Here is a 24209-nt window from a genome sequence, read left to right as displayed (position 1 = left end):
GTTCGGCTTTTTCTTTATAATCTTGCATCAGTGGTTGTTTAAATGTGTGTAATAAAATGCATTTCTATACTGCGTTGGAGTCAGATGTTCATGTTTTTTGAATAACTTCATAAAATATTTCTCGTCATCAAATCCCAGGTGATAGGAGATTTCCTTAATGCTGTAATTGGTATTTACCAGCATTTCTTTGGCTTTTGACAACTTTCTGTCATTAATATATCTCAATAGGCTCATTCCGGTCTTTTGTTTGAATATCCGGTTAAAGTAGTCCACATTATAATTATATTTATCTGCAATATCGGATATATGAATTGATTTTTTTATATTTATACGTATCCATTCCAAAACCGAATTAAAAACACTGCTGTTAATGTCATTGCCCATATTTGATTTATAGTAGTTTAAAATAGTCAGCTCTGTAATTTCAAGGGCCAATGAGGTCAGAAACAAATTGGTTTGATATTTTGTATGGCGGTTAAAGCTTTGGGAGTGAATCAATTGTCTGAATAAAATATGAATTATTTCGATTGATTCAAATGCTTGGAATAATGGCAACAGTACAACTTGCTGATCAAAATTGTTAAATCTCATCAGTGAAAACTCATTTGAAAGATCTTTTTCATCCAATATCTCATAGGGAGTTTGGGAGTAGAAATGACACCAATAATAAGAGACAACTTCTTCTGAAACCTTATAGCCCTCATGTACGGTTTGCGGCATAAGGAGCAGCGTACTGCCCGGAGAAATTTCAAAACACTCTTGAGCCTGCTGAATATATGCCGTTCCCTCAATTCCATATATTATGACAAAGCTGTCAATATTGCGTTTAGCATGACACCATTCTCCTTTAGATATGAATCTGCCACTTGAAATATAGGAGAGAGGAGTACTTATGTCAAACTTTACAAATTTCACAAAGTTCACCACCTATAATTAATTTCAAAACTAAGCATATGTAAACATAAATTTAGTATATCATAAACCATTATTTACTTCCATAAGTAAAAAAGTGTATCTTTCCCTGAAATTAAAATTATATGGTTATACCAATGTTATCTTATAACTTAAAATCCTGCTGACATCAATGTTCTCATATAAAAGTAGGTTTTAGCCACCTATTCTAACTTTTTTACTACTGATAAAAAGAATTTCATGATGATATAATAATTTTGAAATTTAGACATGTCTTACACAAATCTCGCTATTCAAGGAGGGTATTTCCAATGCCAGAATATCTTGGCGCAAAGCAGATGGAATTGACACCCAGCGTTTTTACAGAAAGATTTGATATCAATAAAGCCTATCTTATGAGCCTGAAAAATGAAAAACTCTTACAAAACTATTATATGCAGGCAGGTATTTTTGGCAGAATCATTGAGACGGATAAAAATACCATACCCGATATCCATTGGGGCTGGGAGTCCCCGTGCTGTCAGTTGAGGGGACACTTCCTGGGACACTGGCTTTCGGCAGCTGCCAGGGTATATAAACAGACCGGTGATGAAGAAGTCCGGGGAAAAGCTGTTAATATAGTAAAACAGCTTGCCGTATGCCAGCAGGAAAATGGCGGGATATGGGCCGGTTCCATTCCTGAACAATATATGGAATGGGTTGTCAGAAAAAAGAAGGTCTGGGCACCTCAATATACGGTCCACAAAACATTAATGGGTTTAGTGGATATGTACAGGTATGCAGGCGACGAGACTTCATTGAAAATTGCGGACACCTGGGCCGACTGGTTTTTGGATTGGAGCGGTAATTTTACCAGGGAACAAATGGATGACATTCTTGATGTTGAAACCGGTGCAATGCTTGAGGTATGGGCAGACCTGTATGGAATAACAAAAAATGATAAATATCTGGAATTGATCAAACGCTATGACAGACCAAGGCTTTTTGAAAATTTATTGAACGGGATAGAGACCGTAAGCGGAAAACATGCCAATACAACTATTGTTGAAATACACGGTGCAGCACGGATTTATGAAGTGACCGGAATCGAAAGATACAGAAAAATCGTAGAAGCATACTGGAAACAAACGGTGGAGGATCTGGGATACTTCTGCACGGGAGGACAGACAACCGCTGAAGTATGGACCCAGCCCGGGGTACAGAGCACTATGCTCAGCGAGACAAATCAGGAGCACTGTGTCGTATACAATATGATAAGGCTTGCGGATTTTCTTTACAGATGGACGAAGGAAGTCAAATATCTGGATTATATCGAGAGAAATATATATAATGGGTTATTTGCACAGCAAAATATTGAGACCGGCATGGTAATATACTATCTGCCGCTTCACTGCGGTGCAAAAAAGAAATGGGGTTCACCCACTCATGATTTTTGGTGCTGTCACGGAACTCTTTTGCAGGCACATACTCTCTATACAGATTTAAGTATATATAAAAACGGAGAAGAACTTGTCTTTGCACAGTATATTCCTTCAAAGCTGGTATATGACAAAAATGGAACCAGTGTTGAAATAGAGCAGAATTATTTAAAAGGGAAAGAAACGTGGAAGCTGCCTGACAACAGCAATATACACATCAGCATAAAGACCGGGCAGTCTGTAAAATTGCCGCTGACATTCAGAATACCATGGTGGGCCGGTGATAACTTCAGTGTGAAAGTGGACGGACACAGGTTGAAGGATTTAGAGGTCAAAAACGGTTTTATAACAATTGAACAAACATGGCATGACAACATAGTCCAGCTTGAATTTATAAAAAAGATATGGGTCTGCCCTGCTGATGATAACCCGAACCTTGTGGCATTCATGTACGGACCGGTTGTTCTTGCAGGCCTTACAGCCGAGGCAAGAACATTGTACAAAAAAGGCCTGTCTACTGAAGATCTTCTGATTGGGTGCAATAAGAATGCGTGGGAGGATGTTTCATTTTACACCGTAAATCAGGACGTAAATGTGAAATTTATACCTCTTTATAATGTTAAGGATGAGATATATACCACATACTTTTCGATAGAATAATAAAAAAATATAACAGAAGCATTTATTTTGGTTTTCTTTGCCGCTTTAAACAGCGGCAATTAAGGCAGGATTAAATAATAAAGCCGGTCTTAAAATGGGGAAGTTATTATTTAATCAGGCCTAAATAAAAATTAAAGGGGGATTACCATGAAAAGGTATTTGGCATTATTACTTGCAACTCTGTGTGTGTTTTCTTTTGTTATTGCAGGCTGTGGTTCGGATGACAAAGCAGGTGTATCGGCTGCATCAGGCACAGGGGATGCATCTGCAGGTCAATCGCAAAGTGTGTCGTCCGATGCCGGAACGGCTCAGGAACTTAGCGGTAAAATCAGTTTCATGAGCTGGGGCGAGGAAGACGAAAGATTGCTTTATGAGAAAGTACTGGAGAATTTCCAGGCTAAGAATCCAAAAGTTAAAGTAAACTATATGTTTACCCCAAATGACTATTATACCAAGCTTTCCACCATGGTAGCCGGAAATTCGACACCGGATGTATACTGGCTGCTTCAATCCAAAGTACCTGAGTATGTTAAATCAGGAGCTTGTGCCGTACTGGATCCATATATTCAAAAATACCCTGAACTGACGGACGATTTGGTTGACGGACTTTTGAAGTATGGACAGGTTGACGGTAAAACATATACCATTCCCAAGGATTGGGCAGCAATAAATATGTATGTGAACGTTGATCTTTTTAAAAAGGCTAATATTGAGATACCGACCAGTGATTGGACCATGGAGCAATATACGGATCTGGCAAAGAAACTTACTGTAACCGAGAACGGCAAGATTGTTCAGTATGGGGCTGAAGCAGACAACTACTGGGCATTCTGGATGACTTTCGCTTCATCATACGGGGGACAATGGTTCAAGGACGGCAAGTCAAACTTCAGTGATCCGTCGGTCTTAAAAGGTATGAACGTCATGTATGATATCATCAAAAACAAGACGGCACCGTCGCCTTCGGCACTGTCGTCAATCGGACAGGGTTCGGACCAATTATTCCTGACGGGTAAAATTGCCATGTATCCTTCGGGCAGATGGTTTGTCCCAACCTGTAGAAATGATGCTGATTTTGAATGGACGGCAATTGAAATGCCAAAGGGTACGACTCGTATAAATCCTGTTATTTCAGGTACTCTGGCTATGGGTGAAAAGAGTGGGAACAAGGATGCGGCCATTGGCCTTATCAGATATTTTCTGAGTGAGGAAGGTCTTGGAATAACAATGGCCGGAGGATTGTCAATGCCTCCTTATAAGAAAATGCTTGATAATGAAAAGATAGTTACTACTCCTCCTGATGCAGCACCGTTTAAGGCAACGGCTTCATACATAGAAACAGAAACTCAATACAATGCGGCAGCAACGGGCTTATACACAAAATTCCAGGATATTATAACTCCTGAACTGGACAATGCTTTCAACGGGAGTCAGACAATGGAACAGGCAGCTGCCAATATAGACAAAAAAGCAAATACTGAATTGTTTAAGTAGAATAATTTAAATTTTATAGACAATATAAGAAGGAGGTTTTCCTTCTTATATTGTCACCTAAAGAGGTGGCAATATGAAAGCTAGCAAAAAGACGGTTCTGAAACGGAATATTGATGGATATGCGTTTGCAGCACCTGCTCTGATCGGACTATTCGTTTTTACCTTATATCCGCTTGTTTGTTCTATATTTTACAGTTTTACAGATTGGAATATTTTATCCGATGCCAAATTCATAGGCTTTGACAATTATACAAAACTCATCAGCGATGAAGTATTTCTCATAAGCCTGAAAAATACATTAAAATGGGTTGTAATATATGTCCCGCTGTCCTTGATAATATCTTTCGGCCTTGCGTTAATAGCCGAGCTGCCGATAAAAGGTGTCAATGCATTCAGAGCCATCTTTTACCTTCCTGTTGTATGCCCGCTTATTGTAATTGCACTGCTGTTTACCTGGCTTTATAATACCGAATTCGGTTTGATAAATTACGGATTATCCTTATTTGGAATAGGACCAGTGGGCTGGCTTACCAATCCTAATCTGGCCATTTTCAGCATTGCATTAATGAGTGTGTGGAAAATGGCAGGCTATAACATGGTTGTTTTATTAGCGGGACTGCAGGCTGTACCCAGATCGGTTTATGAGGCGTCGGAGCTGGATGGTATCAAGTCATATCAGAAAATCTGGTTTATAAAGCTTCCTTTAATAATGCCTGCCATTTATTTTGTGGTGGTATATGCAATAATAAATGCGTTTCAGGTATTTACCGAAATTTTTACAATGACAAGAGGGGGCCCGGGAAATTCCACCAACACGCTGGTTTATTATTTGTATACAAAAGCATTTACCCATAATGAAATGGGGTATGCAAGCGCAATAGCAATAATCATGGCTATTATTATAATGATTGTAACAGTGCTGCAGAAGTATGTTTTAGGCAGTAAAGTTCAGTATGAAACCTAATTGACTATCTGTAGCGGAGAGGGTGGCTTTTTGTGGATAATGCAGTTAATACAAGGAGTAGAAATAAAAAGAAGGCAGTATTGGTAATAGCATATATTATACTTGTTTTATTTGTTTTATTTGATTTGATTCCTTTGATATGGATGATTTTGTGTTCCTTCAAATCGAGAACCGAGATAATGACATTCCCGCCTGCAATTTTTCCCTCCGAATGGAGGTTTGATAATTATGTCAAGGCATGGAATGCATATGGTCTCAGCTTTACACGTATGTTCATAAATACATTTACAATAGTAATTCCCGGAACATTTTTTACCGTATTGAGTGCAACTCTTGCTGCGTACTCATTTGCACGCATAAAATTCTGGGGCAGGGATTTTTTGTTCGCTTTGTTCCTTTTATCTTTGATGATACCTGACTCGGTTGTCCTGATACCAAGGTTTATATTTTTCAAAAACCTGGGTTTTCAGGATTCGCTCTGGCCTATTATAATTCCGATGTTATTCGGGTACGGACTGCCGGTATTTCTGGGAAGACAGTTTTTTATGACCATACCGCAGGATCTTGAGGATTCGGCTACCATTGACGGCTGCGGAAGGTTAAGAGCGTGGGCCAATATTTTTGTTCCACTGTCAAAGCCTATTATAGCGACAATTACTGTCTTTACGTTCCAGAGCTATTACAATGACTTTTTATACCCGTTGGTATATATAAATTCAACAAGCAAATTTACTATCCAGCTGGGACTGAGTGCCTTCAGAGGAGAACACACTACCAGGTTTGATCTGCTCATGGCGGCTTCTGTGTTCTGTCTCATTCCAATTCTGATAATTTATATGTTTGCCCAGAGATATTTTGTAGAAGGAATTGTAACTACCGGATTAAAGGGATAGACAGTTAAGGGGAGTTTAAAATTTATGTTTTTATGCCGCATATCCAGTGTGATGTGCGGCTTTTCATCGTCCTGAAAAACAAGCATTTGCCTTTTCAATGTCAACAATTATTCTTTCGTTATATTTGCTAATAGAAAAACATTTTGCACTGAGCTATAATTATATCATTGAGAATTAATTGATTGATTCCAAAGAGGAGAAACATAAATGCCGGTAGAAATAGAACGGAAATTTCTGGTTAAAAATGATGATTACAAAATACATGCAAAGCCGGTATTGTTCAAACAGGGTTATTTGTCTGTAGAGAGCGGCAGAACGGTGCGTATAAGGACTTATGACAATAAGGGTTTTATAACTGTAAAAGGGAAGGCACAGTCCTTTACAAGGGATGAATTTGAATATGAAATTCCGGCGGACGAAGCGGATATGATACTTGACAACCTTTGTATAAGGCCGCTGATAGAGAAGATACGTCATTTTGCAGTATATGGGGGAAATGAGTGGGTTATCGACGAATTCCTCGGAGTAAATAAAGGACTTGTTGTAGCCGAGATAGAATTGAAATCTGAGGAACAGTTTTTTGAAAGACCTGATTGGCTGGGTGAAGAAGTTACTTTTGACAGGAAATACGGGAACTCTCATCTGGTGAGAAAGCCTTACAGTGAATGGTAACCGGACAACAACCAATAACATGAATAATTTTTTGGCTGCATAGAAGCTGAAATGCCCTGGCCATTGGGAAGAAGGAGGTGCCGCCGGAATATGGACTGCAGAGATGGCTGCGGAGCCTGCTGTATATCACCGTCAATTTCATCGCCGATTCCGGGGATGCCTCACGGAAAACCTGCCGGTGTAAAATGTATACAGCTTGACGATAATTACAGGTGCAAGCTCTTTGGAAAACCGGAAAGGCCTGCTGTTTGCTCCAGCCTGGGACCTTCGGTGGAAATGTGCGGAGACTCACGGCAGGAAGCTGTGGGTTACCTGGATTTACTTGAAATACAAACAAAATAAAACCGGTGCAATGAACTCAACAAATCAACAGTTGTATTGCAGGTGTCCGGTGAAGAAAATAGAAATCAATAAAATGAAGAATGGAGTGAGATGGACCATGGGCAAAATATTAGTGTTTATGTATAATGATATGGCTGATTTTGAAGTCATATATGCAACCCACCTGTTAGGACATGAACTCTCAAAGGAGATAGTTCCGTGTGCTTACCATATGGAACCCGTGAAAAGCAAGGGAGGCATGGTATTTTTACCTTCGGTTACAGTGGCCGGGGCAAAGGTTGAAGACTATGAAGGCTTCATCATACCGGGAGGCTGGAATCCTGTGGTAAGAGAGGAAATGCTTGAATTGATCAGGGGATTTTACAACAGCGGAAAACTTCTGGCTGCAATCTGCGCAGGCCCGCGTTTTCTGGCAAAGGCAGGTATACTTGATAAGGTCAAATATACTACGTCCATAGTGGAATGGAATGAAATGAGAAGGGCACAGTTTAAGGAAGAAGATCCCTTCCCCAGGGAGAATTTTGTCAATGCAAGGGTGGTCCGGGATGGCAGTGTTATTACCTCCAAGGGTATATCCTTTGTGGATTTTGCTGTTGAAGTTGCCGATTACTTCGGCCAGTTTAAGGATAAGGCAGAAAAACAGGCCTTTTTCAATACAATTACCGGACGTGAGTGATGGACGACGGTATATTGCAAATATATTTTATGAAAATGGGAGATTGATATGGGGCAAACCGTTTTGGTCACAGGTGCATCCAGAGGGATCGGGCAGGATATTGCCCGGCTTTTTGCTGCCCGGGACTATAATGTCGCTATAAATTACAACACCAGCAGCCAGGAGGCGGAATGCCTGCTGGAGGAGCTGCAAAAAGCCGATTGCAGGGCAATTGCCGTACAGGCGGATGTTTCGCAGGAGGAACAGGTGGAAAATATGCTAAACAGCATAAATAAATGTTTCGGCGACATAGATATATTGATCAACAATGCGGGTATAGCGAGGCAGCAGCTGTTTACCGACATTTCGTCGGGAGAGTGGGACAGGATGTTCGAGGTCAATGTTAAAGGTATGTTTCTCTGCGCACGGGGGGTATTACCGGCTATGATAAGGAAGCAGCGGGGAAAGATAATCAATATTTCATCCATATGGGGTATTGCCGGTGCATCCTGTGAGGTGCTCTATTCATCAACAAAAGCTGCTGTCATTGGGATGACAAAAGCTCTTGCCAAGGAATTGGGTCCGTCAAACATTCAGGTTAATTGTGTTGCACCGGGGGTAATAGCTACAGATATGAATTCCGGTTTGGACCAGGCTGCTATTGAAGATCTGAAGGATCAGACTCCCCTTGGCGTGATAGGGAGAGGAATTGATGTTGCAGAGACAGTATATTTCCTGGCGTCAGACAGGTCTGATTTTATAACAGGTCAGGTGATAAGTCCTAACGGAGGCTTCCTGATTTGAATTTAATTAACTAAAATTTTAGAGCAGTTTAGTTTACTTATAAGCTTGTTTTTTCAGGACAATAAGGTATACTAAGCTAGTATGTTTTAAATTGAATTGCATTTTGATTTATGTATGGCTTTTTGCTGTATTTACATAATTTCCGGGAGGAAAGGTATTATGGATAATTCTTCAGGAGTAAAACGATTTTTTGAATATCTTCCTGTCTGTATTAAATTTTATAAACTGAAAAGTGAGGGACTTGCCCGATTGATTTTTGTGCTTGTACTTTTTTGTCAGATGGCAGGGAGTTATATTCAGCATAGAATATTGAATCAGATATCTTCTGAGGATTTTGATTTACTTATGTCGGCATTGACAACGGTAACCACTGCACAACAGGGAAATGCGGCTGAAAAAGTGATTTCACCTGCTCTTTTGGTATTGGGGGTTACACTGGTAATAAAAGTGATAACTAACCTGTTCTTATCTGTATATCTGTATTCATATATTTCAGAGCTGAGGGGAAAGACAACAGGTATTTTATCCGGATTTAAGGGAGCTTTCAAGCATCTGGGCAGGCTTATAATCTACAATATACTCTTTGGATTATTGGTCATGATGGGCTTGATGTTCTTTATCATCCCCGGAATAATTGCATATATCGTCTTTATTTTTGGTTTCTGCTATGTTGTGGATTTAAAATTAAATGTAGCTGATGCATTTACAGCCAGCAGTGATATTACAAGGAATAAAAAAGTTCAAATAGCCAGTGTTTTTATTGGATTTTATCTGATGTTTGAATTACCCATTGCTTTGGTGATATCAGGCAGTACACTTGGATCAGCTTATCTGGCTTCTTTTTTCAGCACTATTGCAGGATTGATTCTTCAGAGACTCATAGCCCAGTTGTATATGGATCTGGAGTATAAAAGCGAACGATCTGCCAAGTCATAATTATTTCATATAAAATTTTTCGTCGTATAATTTTGTCGCAGCATATTTATAGTGGGGGCTACATACATGGGCATAAGGTATATTTTTGACAAACTTGGTCTTATCAATAGGACTGTAACTGACGATAACCTGGAACTCAGCAGACGGAGATTTGTGCTTGAGGGATGTCTTGCAAATGCTATTTTTACATTGACCAGCGGTGCCTTTTTAGTTGGCTATGCCAGTTACCTGGGAGCTAATGAGCAGTTTAACGGAATAATAGTGGCCCTTCCGCTGTTGGCTAATATAATACAGTTGTTCAGTCCTCTCGTGTTTGAGAAACTGTCAAGGAGAAGACCTCTTATTGTGGCTTTATGCCTGTTTTACAGGACACTTTTATGCCTGATGATGTTTATCCCTTTTGTAACCGACAGTAAGCCTGCAAGGCTGCTGATTTTAGGAGGCATGTATTTTCTGGCTTATTGTGCGGCAGGATTTTTGACACCTGCCGCTGCCAGCTGGATAATCAGCCTTGTTCCTGATAAGCTGCGGGGAAGATATTTTGGCATGAGGGATATGTGTATACTTGCCTCGGCAGCAGTACTATCCCTGGTGATGGGCAGGGTTTTGGACCTGTTTAAATCAAACCGGCAAGATTATCTGGGATTTGTGGTGGTATTTTCGGTTGCGTTGGTTATTACACTGTTTAATGTTTTAACCTTGAAAAGGATCAGGGAACCTGAGGTCAAGCCATATGATCAAAATCTGGACATAAAAGGTCTTATTTCCATTCCTCTGAGGGACAAGCAGTTTCGAAAGGTTGTGCTGCTCAATATTCTATGGAATTTAAGCGTACAGTTTTCGCTGCCGTTTTTCTCGGTATATATGGTTAATGGCTTGAAACTCTCATATACGTATATAATGGTTATTGGAATAATATTATCCTGTGTTCAATCTTATTCGGCAAGAATATGGGGCAGGATCTCGGAAAAGAAGAGCTGGGAATTTACCACGGTTGCTTCAATGGCAGTATTGGGCGTAGTTCATGTTACCTGGAGCTTCATTAACCATAATACCTATTTTGTTATAATTCCTTTTGTTCAGGTGCTTGCGGGTATAGGCTGGGCAGGAGTTAATATGTCCCTGTTTAATATTCAGTTTAAATATGCTCCTCAGGAGGGAAGGACGGTATTTATAGGCTTTAATGCGGCTTTAGCCGGAGCGGCCGGTTTTTTCAGCGCTCTTATGGGCTCATTTGTGGTGGGAGCTTTGAGCGGTATAAAGATAGATATTAAGGTGGCAGTTTTGGACAATATGTTAATTGTTTTTGGAATATCGGGATTTATGATCCTTTGCTGTGCCGCATATTTCTCCTGGTGTTTTAAAGATAAAAAAGAAGAATTGATATCTTGACAAAGTCATTAACTCCATATATTATAGTTGTTGTATCAAATTTATGTAAGGGCAATTAACTCAGCTGGTAGAGTGTCATCTTGACGTGGTGAAAGTCACAGGTTCGAGTCCTGTATTGCCCACCAAATTAAAACTGTCTAATAGACAGTTTTTTCTTTTTTTTATTTGTTTAAAATCTTAATTATTCCTACAAACCACAAATGAGTTTAATTTTATATATAGTTACCATGCGATAAGAGGATGCCAGAGATGTGTGGAAAGGAGAAACTTGTGCAAAATGCACAAGTTTTAGCTGAATTTGCTGCTTATATTTGTACCTAAAATAAATACATTTTTTCAAAACTTACGATACTTACTTTCCTTTACATAATAGATATAATTAATTTATAAAATCCGGATTTGTAGTTAATTAAGAAAATCTCTGTTTTTATTAAAGAGAAAGGGGCAAATCAATGAAAAAGTACTTTTCCTTACTATTGTGTGTTTTAATTATTGTTTCACTGCTTGGCGGATGCTCAGGACAATCGGGAGCCTCCGAATCCACACAAAGCACTGGAACCAATCAAGCTGCGTCAACAGCAGGTTCAGGTGAGACAAAAACGATTACCTTTGGTGTAGGCGCCGGAGACTTAACAAATGAATTGGTAGCAGGCTTTGAAAAAGCCAATCCGGACATCAAAGTTGAGGTTGTTACCAACGAAACGGCAACACGTGAACAGGTTATCAAAACTGGTATAGCCGCCGGTGATCCGGTCGATTTGGCTCAATACTGGGGGACTCGGCTCAATACATTCTCTGATATAGGAATGTGCACTGATTTAAAATCATATCTGGATGCAGATGACGGAGCATGGAGAAAAGACATAACAGAGGCCGTTTTAAAAACCAGTACGGGTATAAATGGAGAGGTCTGGGGTATCCCAATATCAGCCACTTACCACGTTGTTTTTTACAACAAAACAATGATGGACAAGTACGGTTTTAAGGAACCTGAAACCTGGGATGAGATGACAAAAATTTTTGAAACCCTTAAGAAGGATAACATTTTCGGATTTACGACCAACTCGGTGAGTATGCAAGACTGTATGTATGGCCTTACATATTCGCTTTTGGAAGAGATCAAACCGGGCACTGCATGGTCGGCGGCAAATGGTGATGTGTCGTTTGTTGATACCCCCGAGTCGGATGCCATCAAAGAAGTTATAGAATTGGTAAAAGGCTGGTATAACAAGGGTTACTGGTATCCGGGAGAAGGCGGAATCAATACAAGTCCTGACGATTCCAATGCCGGATTTGCTCAGGGAAGATGCATGTTTATCTTCAACTATTCAGGAGCTCTTGGTATACACGAGGCGTCCTGCGATTTCGATATCGGCGTTATGCTAAAGCCTGTTAAGAAAGCCGGAATGAAATCCTATGAGAACATGGAAACCGATGTGTACTTTATTCCTTCGAATGCTCCTAAAAAAAATATTGATTCCAGTATAAAATTCATCAAGTATATGACCAGTCAGGAAGGCCAGCAGATTGTAGCCGATACACGTACTGTTCCGGCAACAACTTTAAACTTGAATATTTCTGAAGGCTTGAAGGAACTGGTTGGCTATTCTGCCACAGGCAATATTATAGCTGGGTTAAACCCTTGCAGAATGGGTTCTAAAATGCAGTCATTTATAAAGCAGGAAGTGTTTAGCGGCCCTTGCAGCAATACTCGTTCAATAGATGATACATTAAAGGAAATGGAAAATCTGCGCCTGGTGATTAAATCACAAGCCAAATAGTTAAAAAACCTATAAACCGGGAGGCTGTATCGGTAAGCCGGTACAGTTCCCAGGTTTAAATGATCGGAAGGTGTACCGAGATGAATCGTTCAAAACATATGAAGCGTAAGTATACATTCATGGGTGTATTGTTCCTGATGCCTGCAATTGGTCTGTACCTGCTCTTTATGGCATACCCTCTTGCAGATGTTATACCGCTGTCTCTTTCGTCATGGACAGGTTTTGGTGAAAGAAAGTTTGTCGGTCTTGTTAATTATCAAAATCTGCTTGGCGATAAGATTTTTTTCCGAGCATTGAAAAACACCATTTACTTTGCATTTTTCTCTTCGATAATCAGTGTGGCTCTTGGAGTTATGCTGGCCTGGCTGAATTTGTACATCAGACGTTTTTTAGGCAATGTCTGCAGAACAATACTATTCGCTCCGAATATGATTGCGCCGACTATTACCGGACTTATGTTCCTTTTTATTTTTACCGAGGATATAGGTCTTTTAAACGGAATTCTGGAAGCAATCGGTCTGGGGAAGCTGCAAACGGCATGGCTTGTCAATTCCAAAACGGTATTACCTTCTATTGTAGCGGTAACCGTATGGAGACAGTTCGGACTGCCGATGGTACTGTGCTTTGCAGGTCTTCAGAATATACCTGCAGCACTCATTGAATCCGCGTATTTGGACGGTGCCAACAACAGGCAGATTTTATTTCGTATATATTTACCGCTGATAAAGCCTATGATTGAGCTTAGTACAATGTTTACAATGCTTGGAGGACTGAAAATTTATGATACCGTTGTAGCATTGACCGGCGGTGGTCCGTCAAAACTCACGGTAGTCATGCCAATGTGGATTGTAGAAAATGCATATGCGTATACCAGCTTTGGATATGCATCGGCTCTATCAGTAGTCTTTGTGATAGTGGTATTCATTTTCTTAATTATACTTAATCGCGTTTTTAGGGGTGAAGAATATGAGTACTAAATCAAATATGTCTATGAGGATAGCTGCAATAGCAGTATCAATACTTTTTTCCCTGGTTATTTTATACCCCATCGTTTTTATAATGATGGTTTCATTAAAAAACAATAAGGAATTTTATACGAATATTTGGGGGTTTCCACAGGTTGTGAGATGGAATAACTATGTGTATGCCTGGTATGAAGGACAGATTCAGTTATATGCCGGGAACAGTATAATAGTAACGGTCAGTGCCGTTGCAATTTCTCTTTTGTTTTCAATGCTTGCCGGGTATGCTCTTGCAAAGCTTCATATTCCCAAAAGTGAGTTGATTGTTTCAATTCTGATGGGCTTGAATTTTATACCAGGAGTTGCTGTATATGTCCCTCTTTATATTCAGTTGATAAAATTTAAATTGACGAAGACACTCCTTATGTTAATTATTCCATATGCAGCATGGCAGCTACCTTTTAGTATTTACATTTTCAAGAAATTTTATGCCACGATACCTTCTGAAATATTGGAATCGGCTCGTGTTGACGGAAGCGGTGAATTAAGAACGTTTTTCACGATTATTACACCTCTCGTCACTCCGGCCATAGCAACTGTAATTGTATTCAACTTTGTCAGTATTTGGGGAGAATTCCTATGGGCAAATATAGCTTCTTCATCATCAAATAAAATACAGACCTTACCGGTTGGACTGCTGAATTTTAAAGGCGAGTACGGAATTGAATGGGGGCCGTTCGGAGCTGCAATTATAACAATTATTGCTCCGCTCTTCGTAGTTTTTGTTTATTCCCAGAAATACTTTATCCAGGGTTTATCCGCAGGGGCCGTTAAAGGTTAAATGTGTGACGAGATAGCAAAGATAAATGAAGATTCTGTACCTTGATAACTAAAAATGGTATAATAGTGCTTAACTATAAGGGACAAGCATATCTTTTTATCTAATTCCACTATGGGATGTGTTGTGATATGAATTTATATAAGAAATACACAGTGATTCTTTTTGCAGTGTATGTTGTATGTATTGCGGCTATGTGGTTTTTTATCATTTCTCCGGCGCTGAAAACGATTGAGGACCAATCCCTTTATACTTATGAGAATATGATAGACATGTCGGTAAACAGCTATAAGGAAATTTTTAAAAAAGTTGAGCTGACCTCATACTCGTTTCTTGCCTTTGATGAGTTGTATTCACTGCTTGTAGAGAATAATGAAAAAAATCTTATGCCTGATTATACTTCAAAGCTGGCAAGATTCCGTATGCTGATTTCTCATTTTCTTGTTGATCCGGATATATATTCCATTGCGTTTTATGATTTAAATGATAAGGCAATCATTCAGACAGCTGATAACCAGATTTCCGACAATAATATGTCCTACTGGTTTCAAAGGGCCCACAACATGGGAGGCCGTCCTTTATGGAGCGGTATTTATGAATCTAGTAATGTACAGAACCCTCGGCAGAGTTTTTATGTTATTTCACTTATTCGAACAATCAATAACCCTAATACTTTCAAGCAGGTCGGAACCATGAGGTTGGCCTTGACCGAGGATGTACTTTTCAATGTAATTGAATCCTTAAATACTCAGGAAAACAAACTTAACGTCTATCTTTGCGACGGACAGGGAATGGTCATGTCAGCAAAAAACAAAACAGATATCGGAAAGAAACTGCAGTATATTAAACCGGAAAATCTATCACGGGCAAGCAATGAAATGTATTATGATTCTTATAGTGATTTCAGTTATATTATAAAGCAGGTATCGGATTATGATATGTACGTTGTAGCTCAGATAGATTCTACGCTGCTTTACCATTCCTCCCTCAATATATCTTCTTATACGGTATATATAATAATAATACTGCTTGTTTTTGTTTTTACTTTTACCGTTTTTACTTCCCGCTTTATCATAAAACCCATAAGAAGGCTTGTTAGTAAAATGGTTGAGGTGAAAAATGGAAATCTTGATATCCAGGTTGAAGTCCTCAGCAGGGATGAAGTAGGAATGCTGGCGGTTTCATTTAATCAGATGACCAGAAGTCTTAAGACCCTCATGGAAAATATGTTGAATGCGAAACTGAAGGAGAATGAGATGAAACTTGAATCGCTCAGACTTCAGATACACCCGCATTTTCTATTGAATACCCTGGACAATATCCGCTGGACAGCGCGAAAAAACGGGGACAGCGAAGTAGAATATTATATTGAAATCCTTTCAAAGATGATGCATAAAAATCTTTATACCAATTCACCTGTTTCGACTATTGCCGATGAACTTGATGCTGCGATGGTTTACTTCAAACTTCAGCAGAAACGCTTTGGTAACCGGCTAAAATATATTGCGGAAGTTCCTGAGGAACTTTATGGATACAGGATACTTACCTTTGTACTGCAGCCGTTACTGGAAAATTCAATTGAACATGGGTTTGAAAATAAAATGGGAGAATGTACTATATATCTGATAATAGAAAAAAATAACGGAGATCTGGTTATTGATATAACCGATGACGGAAAGGGAACGGATGAACAGGTTGTGCGTTCGATAATTAAGGGGGAGCTGGTTACTCCGAGGATTAGTGCATTAAAAAACTTACATGATAGGATTACACTTTGTTTTGGCAGCGAATACCACGGAGGTGTTAGGTTTTACAGTACATCCGGCATAGGCACCAGGGTAGTTGTAACAATGCCCGCTGATCCGGTACGCTATCAGGATATTATTTCACTCTGATACTGCATGTGTCATGGCATATCAGGGGTGAAAGATCAATTTCAGAACTGGAGGTTAGTCTGTTCTATGAATATACTGATTGTAGACGATGAAGAGCAAATCAGAGAAGGATTGGCTAATACAATTAATTGGAGCGCTTATTCGATCACCAGGGCTTTTACTGCGGAGAATGCTTGGAAGGCTCTTGATATTGTTAAAACGAATTCCATATCGTTAATCATTACTGACATTAAGATGCCTGGAATGATGGGAATCGAATTTATTCAGAAGGCGGCAAGTATTGATAAAAATATTAAATTTATTGTTATTTCCAGCTATGATAATTTCGACTATGTCAGAGCCGCACTTAAACTTCAAGTTATCGACTATTTGATTAAACCTGTTAATATCAGCGAGTTGATTCAGCTTGTCTGCAAAAGTATTGCCTATGTACCCGAAAACCCGGTAGTTCATGTTGCTGATCAAAATTACCTGCAGGAAGAAAACATAAATGAAGGTATGGAAGTTTACAGTCCGCTTGTTAAAAGATGTATGGCGTATGTAGATAACCATTTCTATGGCACTGTTACTTTAGGGGATTTAGCTGAGGCGATGGAACGGAATCCGAGCTATATTTCTCATGTTTTTAAATCGGAAACAGGAAAAACCCTAACCGAATACTTAAATGAACTGCGTATCAAACGTGCAATACAACTGATGGACAGCAGTAACCTGCTTTTATATGAGATTGCAGCGATGGTCGGCTTTGAAAGCTACAGGAACTTTATCAATATGTTCAAGAAGTCTACAGGAAAGATACCTACTCAATATTGCGGCAAATAATTAAAAAATTTCAGACTTTTAAAATTGAATAAATAAGGAGGTTGAAAACTATGATACTCGCAGGCAGAAACCAGGTAATGCCCAATCGATCACTGGAGTACAATATCCGGAAATTTAAGGAGTTTGGTTATGATGGAATCGAATTAAGTCTTATACATGGAATGTCATCTTTTGTTATGACTGATTATCTGGACCATTATATCATCTCCCATACGGTTGAATTATGCAGAGAGCTTGACAATTTTAAAATTACAGCTCTCGCGGCCCACGCAAACTATGTTACGGATGATTTTATTTTTGATGTACAAAAGAGTTTATTAAAAGCTGCACCCAGATATGGTACAAATATTGTTATTATGTCAACATTTACACCCTTTGAACTTCGTGAAAACAATCCGTCCCTGTATAAAGAACTGGAGATCAGGACGCGTGAGCTTGCTAAGATGGCAGAAGAATACGGCGTATACATAGCTATAGAGGTTGAACCGGGACAGCTGTTCAGAAACCTGGACATCTTTCTGGCCATGGCAGACAGGATAAACTCACCTGCTTTAAAGCTCAACTTTGACGTGGGTCATATTTACCTGAGTGAAGTTGATATAATCAAAGCGATTGAGAGATCCAAGCAATATATAGTACATTCACATATAGATAACATGTGTATGGGCGAGCATTGTCATAAACTTCCGTGGGATGGGGAAATAGATCTCGTTTCGGCTTACCGCAAGCTTAAATCCGCCGGATTTGACGGCGGTGTTTCAGTGGATATTTATCTTCAGGACTATGAGGCTGTTTCTCCCCAATGTGTGAAATATATTAAAGAAGAAGTTTTTTCAAAATTATAAAATTAGCAGTTATTTTAACCTCCTTTATTCGCCTTAAAGCGGATGAGGAGAGAACAAATTTCATTACAGTATGGAGGTTAATATGAGAAAAGTATTAAAGCCTTTTAATTTCGCAAAAATGCAGACTCTGGATCAGTTCTCAGATATCATGAACAATGCAGGATACCCGTATCCTGTATCAGAAGACATATCCATATTGGAACAGCCTGTCAGGCTGGGAGACAAGGTTATACCCAACCGTTTGGCAATCCAGCCGCTTGAAGGTTTTGACGGTATGGTGGACGGCTCGCCTTCAGAGCTTATTTTCAGAAGATATGACAGATTTGCAAGAGGCGGTGCCGGCTTAATATGGTATGAATCCATTACCGTTGCCGATGACGGAAGATGCAATCCGCTGCAGATGATAATTAAGGGAAGTACGATCAAGGAAATCAAGAGGCTGCTGGACCAGAGCAATAAGACTGCGGTTGACTGCTTCGGACGCAAACCATACAATGTACTGCAGCTGACACATTCGGGAAGAAGAAGTGTAAACGCAAACTGGGACCCGGAACCGCTGGCTGTTGTGAAAAATCCTTATATAGATCATCATAATTCTATTGACGGGCGTGCAGGCACACTGACCATTGCTACCGATGAAAAAATTGAAGAAATAATCGATGGTTTTATAAAAGGTGCTGTGTTAGCTGCCGAGGCTGGTTTTGATTCTGTTGATGTAAAGATTTGCCATGAATATATTTTGAGGGAACTGCTGGCGGCGTTCAACAGACCGGGAAAATATGGCGGAAGTTTTGAAAACAGAACAAGAGCTGTTTTTGAAATAATTGACGGAATACGTAAAAAGGTTGGGAATGCAATAGATATCTGTGTGCGCTTGAATGCCTATGACTGCATTCCATATCCTCATGGCTGGGGCATGGTTAAGGAAGAAGGCGTAATGAAACCGGATCTGACAGAACCGGTCGAGTTGTGCAAGCTGCTGGTAAAGAAAGATGTCAAGCTCATCAATATATCTACAATGATGCCTCGCTATCAGCCATACGGCCGTGGTTATCTTGCCGAGATCGAGGGATCGGAGATCAACCCCTATGCCGGTACATACGCTCTGCTGAAAGCCACCAGGGAGATTAAAGCAGCTGTACCCGAAGGAGTGTTTGTTGCAACGGGTCTGACATGGTTTGAGCAGTTTGGAGGCAATGTAAGTGCCGGGGGAATAAAACAAAACTGGTTTGATATTGCCGGATTTGGCAGGCAGGCGTTTGCTTATCCTGATTTTGCAAAGGATCTTATAAATAATCAGAAGATGGAGCGCAGCAAATGCTGTATCACCTGTGATAAATGCTATGACCTTATCCAAAAAGGGCACACGAAGTCAGGCTGTGTCATCAGGGATCAGGAGGTATATCTGCCTTTGTATCGTGAAAAAGTTGAGGGCAAGCCGGTTTAATGGCTTAATATTAAAAACAGGTGGTAATGATTGATGTATACTTATTCGATCCCGGATGCCTACTGGCATTCAAAAAGCAATGGATGTTTTCCCAGTCACGAGTCGGTTTGTGTGCTGAACGCCGGCCGAAAGCCTGCGCACCTATCCATGACATTGTATTTTGAGGACAGGGAAAAGCTGGAAGGCTTTAACTCGGTTGTCGAGCCGGAAAGAACTGCACATATCAGAATGGATAGGCAAAAAAACAATGCTGGGCAAACAGTACCAATGGATACGCCTTATGCTATCGTAATAAAATCCGATGTTCCACTGAAAGTACAGTACACCCGGATGGATACCTCACAATCTGAAATGGCTATTATGACTGCTATGGTTAAAGCGGAGTAGAAAGGGAGGATTTTTATAATGGGCAGTATTTTGCAAAACTACGAGGCTGCAAAGTCGGTTTATGCCGAATTGGGAGTGGACACTGACAAAGCGATGGAGCGCCTTGACGGCGTTTCACTTTCGGTGCACTGCTGGCAGATAGATGATTTAAAAGGTTTTGAGAACCCGGATGCCGTTTTGAGCGGAGGTATTGCCGCTTTTGGAGGTGCACCGGGAAAACCTGAAAGCCGCGAGCAGTACATTGAGCAGATTGACAGGGCGCTTGGACTTATACCCGGAAGAAAAAAGCTCGCTCTTCATGCAGTTTATCTTGATAGGCCGGGAGACGGCGATGTACCGCGGAACAGCTTGGAACCAAAGCATTTCAAATTCTGGGTGGATTTCGCCAAATACAGAAATATAGGACTGGACTTCAACCCGACTTATTTCAGTCATCCAAAAGCCGAAGACGGCTTTACCCTGTCAAGTGCCAATGAGGAAATAAGGAAGTTTTGGGTGGAGCACGGAATATGCTGCCGGGAGATTGGGGAGTATTTCGGGAAGGAATTGGAACAGACCTGTATCACCAATCACTGGATACCCGACGGCTATAAAGATTATACTGTCGACAAGCTTTCGCCACGTTTGCGCCTGAAACAGTCACTGGATGAAATATTCGCCCGAAGTATCGATCCGAAATATAATATTGATTCGGTGGAAAGTAAATTGTTCGGTTTGGGCAGTGAAAGCTATGTAACCGGTTCGCATGAGTTTTACAGCAATTATGTAGCATGCAGGAAAAACTGTATTATTTGCATGGATACAGGGCATTTTCATCCCACTGAAGAGGTATCGGCGAAATTATCTTCATATCTGGCTTTCAATCAGGAGATCCTGCTGCATGTCAGCAGACCGGTAAGATGGGACAGCGACCATGTGGTAATGCTGGACGACGAGACAAAGGCAATTATGAGGGAGATCGTATACTGCAATGCTCTGGATCGTGTTCATGTTGGGCTTGATTTCTTCGATGCGAGCATCAACCGCATTGCAGCAACGGCTATTGGCGCACGAAATGCTAAAAAAGCCATGCTCTTGGCTTTGCTTGAACCGAGGGAAAAGCTTGTGAAGTACGAGCACGAGGGAAATTTCACAGGCCGGCTGGCACTTTTTGAAGAACTTAAATCCTACCCGTTTGGCTTTGTATGGGATATGTACTGCGAAAAGCACAGCGTAAAAACCTATAATTGGTTTGAAGATATTATTTAGTGGAGGATATGTTCGGATGAATAAATATTTAAAAATAAGAGGCACAGATCTGACAGTCAGCCGTATAGGCCTTGGAACTGTCAACGCCGGGCTTTCCTGGGATGGAAAGGACGCGTTCAAAATACTTGAGAGTTATGTTGAAAAGGGAGGCAATCTGATCGACTGTGCCAGGGTATATTCGGATTGGGTGGAACCTGAGACCGGCAGAGCAGAGCGCGTTGTGGGGGACTGGATCCGTCATCGCGGCCATCGTGACGATATTGTGATAATCACAAAAGGCGGTCATCCATCCTTGAAAACGATGAACATAAGCCGCCTTTCAAAAAAGGATATCGAATATGACATATCGCTCAGTTTAAAGGCGCTGTCGGTAGATTGCATCGACATTTACTGTTACCACAGAGATGACGTAAACCGTCCGGTACCGGAGTTGATCGAGACAATGGAGAGCCTTGTGAAAGCAGGCAAAATCCAATATTACGCCTGCTCGAACTGGACAACCGAGCGTATGAGACAGGCCGACGAGTATTGCACAAAAATGGGCTACAGAGGCTTTGTGATGAATCAGGCGCTTTTCAACTATGGTTCAGACAGTATGAAGCCTTTTCCAGACCCAACAATGATTACTGCAGATGCCGGAATGCTCAGGTACCACACTCAGAATACCGGTAATGTGCTGACTGCATATATGAGTCTTTGCAGCGCCTTCTTCCACATTCTGAATGCAAAAGGAGAACAGGCGGTTAAGGAGAGCCCTTATTACACAAAAGGCAACCTGGAGTTGATGATACATATCAAGAAGCTCATGTCAAAGTACAATACGGATATTACACAGGTACTGCTGGGTTATATCCTGACGCGTGAACCTCAAATGCTGGCTCTTATGAGCTCCGACAGCATAGAGCAGCTTAACACTGCACTAGATACCCTGGAAATTGAATTTGTACAAGAAGACTTTTTAATATAAAGCCTATTTTGAATACCGGTCATTTAAATATCGATAAAACAAATCTTGGGTAAGAATATGCAGTAATGAAGGGAAGTGGAAAATGATGAAGAAGCAAAATTATGAAATTACAAATGAGAAAATAAAGAGGGCCTTTCTTAAATTAAAGAAAAATAACCCTGAAAAGCTTAAGAGAAGGCTGAATCTGTCCTGGAGTAATTGGGGCTTTGGTGTTGAAAATCTGGAAGAATCGGCTGAACGTCTTTTTAAGGCAGGCATCAAGTATATAGAACTCCATGGCAACCACTACAGTACGGATCTTGGATATAATGCCGATGAGGTTTTAAAAGTACTTGGCAAATTTGACATAAAGGTTGCAGGAGTTTGCGGCATGTTTTCCGACGACAATGACCTGTCAAGCAACAGAGCGATACAAAGACAGGGAGCGATAGATTATATAAGACGGGAAGTCCCATTCACTGCTGCCGTGGGAGGCTCATATATGCTGGTATTGCCGGGCGACTGCGGCAGGCCTTTGGCGTATGACAATATGGAATTTGAGAGAAGTGTAGAGACTATAAGAGGCATCGCTGACATATTTGTCAAGTATGATGTGAAAGCTGCAATTGAGCCTGTGCGTTCCGCCGAAATCAGTTTCATACATACAGTGGATGATGCCATAAAGTATATAAAAGCGGTAAATCATCCCGGTATAGCTCATATTAATGGAGATGTATATCATATGCAGTCGGAGGAAAGCCACATAGGAGAGGCAATAATTGAGGCGGGGGAGAAGCTGGTTAATCTCCATATGGCCGACAGTAACAGGTGTGCATTAGGAGACGGAGCTATGGACCTTGATACAATAATTATGGCATTATATCTGATTGGTTATAACACCGAAGGTCGGTATGTAACCCCCGAACCACTTGGACCTGGAGGAGCACCTTATCCTGCAATGTATGGGAAACCGGACAAAGCATCTCTTGACAGCCTTGTGATGCAGTCTGCGAAATATTTCAGGGAAAGGGAAGAAATTCTTTTAGGATGATATTTATTGCATTATTGCATAGTTAAAGAAAGATATAAGAACATAAGTAAATATGTGGTATAAAGCTTGAAAAAGTATAGATATAACTTTCTACCCATGATATAATTATTTTCTGGAGGGGTATGCTCATGGAAGAAACGTTAAAACTCATTCTTGAGAAGTTAAGCGGTATGGAGTCAGATATAAAGGGATTGAAACTAGGTCAAGAAGGATTAGTTCAAGGACAAAAAGAATTATTCCAGGGTCAAGAAGGATTAGTTCAAGGGCAAAAAGAATTATTCCAGGGTCAAGAAGGATTAGTTCAAGGGCAAAAAGAATTATTCCAGGGTCAAGAAGGATTAGTTCAAGGACAAAAAGAATTATTTCAAGGGCAAAAAGAATTATTTAAAGGACAGGAAGAATTATTTCAGGGACAAAAAAATTTGGAATTATCTCAAATTAAATTGTCTGATAAACTGGATGCCTTTGAGAAGCAGACAATGAAGCGTTTTAATGAACTGGATGGTAAAATAGCAAGCATCAATGATGCGGTTGCCGACTTGATGGAATTCAGGACAGATACCGAAAGTAAACTCAAAAAATAAAATAGTTAATACATAGGCAAGGTTATAACCCTTGCTTTTATTTTGTTATTTTTTAAATCATGAGCAGGGGCAGTTCAGCAACCCTGCTTTTATAATTTGTCAAATATGGCTGGGCTGTATTTTACAACATAGAAGTGATTATAGGCTTTCAGGCGAAAGTAATAAACCTAATAAAATTTAAATTTCTGTAACAAAATTTACTTTCAATCCATAACTTATTACTAAATAAATATGATTTACGCCTGGTATATTGAAAACCGG

At 40.2% G+C, this 24209-nt stretch carries 23 protein-coding genes and 1 tRNA gene; 23 read left to right on the top strand and 1 reads right to left on the bottom strand.

Going from position 1 to position 24209, the window contains the following annotated elements; all coding sequences use genetic code 11:
- Positions 1–27: 27 nt before the first annotated feature.
- Complete coding sequence (locus tag CTER_RS15690) at positions 28–915, bottom strand: AraC family transcriptional regulator (RefSeq protein ID WP_004626881.1); 888 nt, start codon at positions 913–915, stop codon at positions 28–30.
- Positions 916–1223: 308 nt separating this feature from the next.
- Between CTER_RS15690 and CTER_RS15685 the strand changes: the two genes are divergently transcribed.
- The 23 genes from CTER_RS15685 (at position 1224) to CTER_RS15575 (ending at position 23948) form a co-directional block, all read left to right on the top strand.
- Positions 1224–2990, top strand: coding sequence for a beta-L-arabinofuranosidase domain-containing protein (locus CTER_RS15685; RefSeq protein WP_004626883.1), 1767 nt, complete (start codon positions 1224–1226; stop codon positions 2988–2990).
- 147 nt (positions 2991–3137) lie between these two features.
- Positions 3138–4484, top strand: coding sequence for an ABC transporter substrate-binding protein (locus CTER_RS15680; RefSeq protein ID WP_004626894.1), 1347 nt, complete (start codon positions 3138–3140; stop codon positions 4482–4484).
- A gap of 73 nt (positions 4485–4557) precedes the next feature.
- Complete coding sequence (locus CTER_RS15675; protein ID WP_004626978.1) at positions 4558–5448, top strand: carbohydrate ABC transporter permease; 891 nt, start codon at positions 4558–4560, stop codon at positions 5446–5448.
- Between the two features lie 32 nt (positions 5449–5480).
- Positions 5481–6341: a carbohydrate ABC transporter permease gene (locus CTER_RS15670; RefSeq protein ID WP_004626866.1), complete on the top strand. Its 861-nt coding sequence runs from the start codon at positions 5481–5483 to the stop codon at positions 6339–6341.
- 207 nt (positions 6342–6548) lie between these two features.
- A complete protein-coding gene (locus tag CTER_RS15665; protein ID WP_004626867.1) occupies positions 6549–7013 on the top strand; it encodes a CYTH domain-containing protein in 465 nt (154 codons plus the stop codon).
- A 90-nt stretch (positions 7014–7103) separates the two neighbouring features.
- Positions 7104–7355 (top strand): YkgJ family cysteine cluster protein, encoded by a 252-nt coding sequence (locus CTER_RS28600; RefSeq protein WP_004626971.1) that lies wholly within the window; start codon positions 7104–7106, stop codon positions 7353–7355.
- Positions 7356–7404: 49 nt separating this feature from the next.
- Positions 7405–8031 carry a DJ-1/PfpI family protein gene (locus CTER_RS28595; protein WP_242834994.1) on the top strand — a complete coding sequence of 209 codons (627 nt, stop codon included), beginning with the start codon at positions 7405–7407 and terminating at the stop codon, positions 8029–8031.
- A gap of 48 nt (positions 8032–8079) precedes the next feature.
- Positions 8080–8814, top strand: coding sequence for an elongation factor P 5-aminopentanone reductase (ymfI, locus tag CTER_RS15650; RefSeq protein ID WP_004627007.1), 735 nt, complete (start codon positions 8080–8082; stop codon positions 8812–8814).
- A 159-nt stretch (positions 8815–8973) separates the two neighbouring features.
- Positions 8974–9750, top strand: a complete 777-nt coding sequence (locus tag CTER_RS15645; protein WP_004626982.1) for a YciC family protein — start codon at positions 8974–8976, stop codon at positions 9748–9750.
- 66 nt (positions 9751–9816) lie between these two features.
- A complete protein-coding gene (locus CTER_RS15640; protein ID WP_004626949.1) occupies positions 9817–11142 on the top strand; it encodes an MFS transporter in 1326 nt (441 codons plus the stop codon).
- A 49-nt stretch (positions 11143–11191) separates the two neighbouring features.
- Positions 11192–11267, top strand: a tRNA-Val gene (locus CTER_RS15635).
- 327 nt (positions 11268–11594) lie between these two features.
- Entirely contained in the window at positions 11595–12923 is a 1329-nt protein-coding gene (locus CTER_RS15630) for an ABC transporter substrate-binding protein (protein WP_004626957.1), read from the top strand.
- A gap of 80 nt (positions 12924–13003) precedes the next feature.
- On the top strand, positions 13004–13900 hold the full coding sequence (locus tag CTER_RS15625; RefSeq protein WP_117387235.1) for a carbohydrate ABC transporter permease: 897 nt from the start codon (positions 13004–13006) through the stop codon (positions 13898–13900).
- A complete protein-coding gene (locus CTER_RS15620; RefSeq protein ID WP_004626929.1) occupies positions 13890–14726 on the top strand; it encodes a carbohydrate ABC transporter permease in 837 nt (278 codons plus the stop codon). Before CTER_RS15625 ends, CTER_RS15620 begins: the two co-directional genes overlap by 11 nt.
- A 128-nt stretch (positions 14727–14854) precedes the next feature.
- Positions 14855–16618, top strand: coding sequence for a sensor histidine kinase (locus tag CTER_RS15615; RefSeq protein ID WP_004626938.1), 1764 nt, complete (start codon positions 14855–14857; stop codon positions 16616–16618).
- A gap of 66 nt (positions 16619–16684) precedes the next feature.
- Complete coding sequence (locus tag CTER_RS15610; protein WP_004626992.1) at positions 16685–17440, top strand: response regulator transcription factor; 756 nt, start codon at positions 16685–16687, stop codon at positions 17438–17440.
- A gap of 50 nt (positions 17441–17490) precedes the next feature.
- Complete coding sequence (locus CTER_RS15605) at positions 17491–18285, top strand: sugar phosphate isomerase/epimerase family protein (protein WP_004626974.1); 795 nt, start codon at positions 17491–17493, stop codon at positions 18283–18285.
- An 82-nt stretch (positions 18286–18367) separates the two neighbouring features.
- A complete protein-coding gene (locus CTER_RS15600; RefSeq protein WP_004627016.1) occupies positions 18368–19732 on the top strand; it encodes an oxidoreductase in 1365 nt (454 codons plus the stop codon).
- A gap of 33 nt (positions 19733–19765) precedes the next feature.
- Positions 19766–20119: a sensory rhodopsin transducer gene (locus CTER_RS15595; protein ID WP_004627006.1), complete on the top strand. Its 354-nt coding sequence runs from the start codon at positions 19766–19768 to the stop codon at positions 20117–20119.
- Between the two features lie 18 nt (positions 20120–20137).
- Positions 20138–21367, top strand: a complete 1230-nt coding sequence (locus CTER_RS15590) for an L-rhamnose isomerase (RefSeq protein ID WP_004626898.1) — start codon at positions 20138–20140, stop codon at positions 21365–21367.
- Between the two features lie 16 nt (positions 21368–21383).
- A complete protein-coding gene (locus CTER_RS15585) occupies positions 21384–22334 on the top strand; it encodes an aldo/keto reductase (RefSeq protein ID WP_004626928.1) in 951 nt (316 codons plus the stop codon).
- Positions 22335–22416: 82 nt separating this feature from the next.
- Complete coding sequence (locus CTER_RS15580) at positions 22417–23364, top strand: sugar phosphate isomerase/epimerase family protein (protein ID WP_004627011.1); 948 nt, start codon at positions 22417–22419, stop codon at positions 23362–23364.
- 128 nt (positions 23365–23492) lie between these two features.
- On the top strand, positions 23493–23948 hold the full coding sequence (locus tag CTER_RS15575; protein ID WP_004626969.1) for a hypothetical protein: 456 nt from the start codon (positions 23493–23495) through the stop codon (positions 23946–23948).
- Positions 23949–24209 lie beyond the last annotated feature (261 nt).

Origin of the sequence: Ruminiclostridium cellobioparum subsp. termitidis CT1112 (assembly GCF_000350485.1) — a bacterium.
GTDB lineage: Bacteria > Bacillota > Clostridia > Acetivibrionales > DSM-1351 > Ruminiclostridium > Ruminiclostridium termitidis.
Note: the sequence above shows the minus strand (reverse complement) of the source record. Positions and strands in the feature narration are given on the sequence as shown.